Below are 3,371 nucleotides of genomic sequence, written 5' to 3' on the forward strand. Positions count from 1 at the left end.
AATCATTCCCGCCAGGGTTTCGATGTCCCAGCGGCGGCCCGGAGCCTCACCATCGGTATCGGCCAGGTAGCGGGCCAGGCAGCGAATGCCATTGCCACACATTTCGGCCTCACTGCCATCGGCATTGAGAATCCGCATCCGCAGTTCGCCCTCCGCCTGAGGGGGCAGCGCCAGGATCAGGCCATCGCCGCCCACGCCGAAGCATCGATCACAAATGCGCCGCACCCAGGCGGGATCGGGATTGCTGATGGCATCGGGCAGTTGTCCCTGCCGGCCTTCAAATATCAGGAAGTCGTTACCAAGTCCCTGATATTTGCTGAACTGCAGCATGCGTGGCCGGTATTGCCCCCGAATCCTATGGAAACATCTCCACTCAATCCAAGCCTTCCGGGGGTTCGGTTGCTGCGGAGCTGGATCCGTGAACAGCTTCCCCTCAGCATTGCGGTGATGGGACAGGAGCCCATCGAGGGGCGTCTTATCTGGCAGGACCCTGAATTTCTGGCCATCGAACGTGCGGGCACCAGCCGGCCCGTGTTGATCAACCGTCGTCAGATCAGCGTGATCCGCTCCCTCGGCTGAACACCAGGCATGTGGCACGATCGCAACCTTGCCGAGCGCTGGTTCCGTGAACGCTGCCAATTCTGCCGTCGACGCCAGTGCCCAGACCGGTCGTTATGACCCCACAGCGCTGGAGCAGCGCTGGCAGGAGAGCTGGAAGGCGGATGGAGTAGACATCACAGAAGAAGGCAGTGGGAAGCCGGGCTTCTTTGCCCTGTCGATGTTCCCGTACCCCTCGGGAAGCCTGCATATGGGCCATGTGCGCAACTACGTGATCACCGATGTGATCGCCCGGTTTCAACGGATGCGGGGTCATGCCGTGCTGCATCCGATGGGCTGGGATGCCTTCGGACTCCCCGCTGAAAACGCGGCGATCGAACGCTATGTGGACCCCGGCGAGTGGACCGACCGCAACATCGATCAGATGCGGTCGCAGCTGGACCGGCTTGGCTTGTCGATCGACTGGAGCCGCGAGCAGGCGACCTGCCACAGCGACTACTACCGCTGGACCCAGTGGCTATTCCTTGAACTGCTCGAAGGGGGGCTGGCCTATCGCAAGAACGCCACCGTCAACTGGGATCCCGTCGACCAGACCGTGCTGGCCAATGAGCAGGTGGATGGTGACGGCCGCTCCTGGCGCTCCGGAGCCCTGGTGGAACAACGCCAGCTGAACCAGTGGTTCCTGCGCATCACCGACTACGCCGAACCGCTGCTCAACGATCTGGACGCCCTCAAGGGCTGGCCGGAACGGGTGCGAATTATGCAGGCCAACTGGATCGGCCGCTCCGAAGGGGCGGAGATCGTCTTCTCAATCGAAGGCAAAAACGATCAGACGATCACCGTGTTCACCACCCGCCCCGACACCCTCGCTGGGGCGAGCTATGTGGTGCTAGCACCGGAAAACGAGCTGGTCGACAGCCTCACCAGCACTGAACAGAAGGACACGGTGGAGGCATTCCGAAAGGAGATAGCTCGTCTCAGCACGATCGAACGCACCAGTGATGACAGGCCCAAACGGGGGGTGCCCATCGGCAGTCAAGTGATCAACCCCCTGACGGGGGCGGTGCTGCCGGTGTGGATCGCCGACTACGTGCTGGCTGAGTACGGCACCGGCGCCGTGATGGGCGTGCCGGCCCACGACCAGCGCGACATCGCCTTTGCCCACTCGAATGGTCTGCTGATCCAGCAGGTGATCGATGCCGAGGGAGCTGCTGAAGCCATCGCTGCAGGTCAAGCCTGGACGGATGCCGGAACACTGATCAACTCCGGCGCCTTCGATGGCACCGACTCCAGCGAGGCCAAGAGCGTTATCACCGGCCACGGCGCCGAGCAGGGTTGGGCCCTCAGCAAGGTCACCTATCGCCTGCGCGACTGGCTGATCTCGCGTCAGCGCTACTGGGGCTGCCCGATTCCCGTCATCCACTGCGATGACTGCGGTGCTGTTCCTGTGCCACGCGAGGACCTGCCGGTGGAGCTGCCCCGGGGTATTGATCTCTCGGGCAAGGGCGGTTCGCCCTTGAGCCAGCAGAGCGACTGGATCAACGTGGCGTGCCCCTGCTGCGGCAAGCCGGCCAAACGGGAAACCGACACCATGGACACCTTCATGTGTTCCTCCTGGTATTTCCTGCGGTTCGCAGATCCCCACAACACCGATAAACCCTTCAGCAAGGAGGCGGTGAACCGCTGGTTACCTGTGAAGCAATACGTGGGCGGCATCGAACACGCGATCCTGCACCTGCTCTATGCGCGCTTCTTCAGCAAGGCGCTGAAGGATCGCGGCCTGATCGACATCAACGAACCGTTTGAAAGGCTCCTCACCCAGGGCATGGTGCAGGGCATCACCTACCGCAATGCGACAACCGGCAAGTACATCGCTCCAGCGGACGTGGCGGATCCTGAGGACCCCAGGGACCCCAACACCGGCGACAAGCTCGAGGTGTTGTTCGAGAAGATGTCGAAGTCGAAGTACAACGGCGTCGACCCCGCGGCGGTGATTGACCGCTACGGCGCAGACACGGCCCGCATGTTCATCCTGTTCAAGGCACCGCCGGAGAAAGATTTGGAGTGGGATGACGCCGATGTGGAAGGCCAGTTCCGGTTCCTGCAGCGGCTCTGGCGCCTTGTTGAGGCGGGTGCTGCCCGCATCGACTCACTCGAGCCGATGCAACGGCCGACCGATTTAAGCGATGCCGACAGCGGCGTACGCCGGGCGCTGCACCTGGCCATCGAAGCCGTCAGCGAGGATCTCAGTGACGAGATTCAGCTGAACACGGCGATCTCCGAGTTAATGAAGCTCTCCAATGCCATCAGCTCCACGGGCATCGATGCCCTCAGTGCTCCTGTGTTGCAGGAGGCTCTTTCAGGACTGGTTCGCCTGCTGGCTCCGTTCGCGCCGCATCTAGCAGAGGAATTCTGGAGCCGTCTTGGGGGAAGCGGCAGCGTGCACCGTCAAACCTGGCCGGTTCTGGATCCAACGGCTCTGGTGCAAGACAGCGTTGAAGTAGTGATCCAGGTGAAGGGCAAGGTGCGGGGCAAGCTGCAGGTTCCGGCCTCCGCCGACAAGGAGGAGCTGGAACAGCTGGCCCTGGCCAGTGATGTGGCCGAAAAATGGTTGAAGGGAGCTGCCCCCCGGCGGGTGATCGTGGTCCCCGGAAAACTGGTGAACCTGGTGCCCTGATCCCAGGCGGGATCAGCCTTTGCTGAAGCGCATCGAGGCGGGCTGGCTCCAGTCGCCCTGGGCACTGCAACCACGCTGGTTGCCGGTGAGGTGACGCAGAATCCAGAAGATGGATTCGTCGGTGCCATCCCCGAGG

At 62.4% G+C, this 3,371-nt stretch carries 2 protein-coding genes and 1 pseudogene; 2 read left to right on the forward strand and 1 reads right to left on the reverse strand.

Translation table 11 applies throughout. The features are described from left to right. Positions 1–330 (reverse strand): annotated as a pseudogene (locus ACGVJ8_RS05635) (diaminopimelate epimerase); the annotation flags it as partial. Between the two features lie 12 nt (positions 331–342). Here ACGVJ8_RS05635 and ACGVJ8_RS05640 point away from each other — a divergent pair. Further along, the gene (locus ACGVJ8_RS05640) at positions 343–579 is read left to right on the forward strand and encodes a hypothetical protein (protein ID WP_392346212.1); all 237 of its coding nucleotides are present in this window, start codon (positions 343–345) and stop codon (positions 577–579) included. A 46-nt stretch (positions 580–625) separates the two neighbouring features. Continuing rightward, positions 626–3,235 (forward strand): leucine--tRNA ligase, encoded by a 2,610-nt coding sequence (gene leuS / locus ACGVJ8_RS05645; RefSeq protein ID WP_392346214.1) that lies wholly within the window; start codon positions 626–628, stop codon positions 3,233–3,235. Positions 3,236–3,371 lie beyond the last annotated feature (136 nt).

Source organism: Parasynechococcus sp., assembly GCF_042954245.1.
Taxonomy (GTDB): domain Bacteria; phylum Cyanobacteriota; class Cyanobacteriia; order PCC-6307; family Cyanobiaceae; genus Parasynechococcus.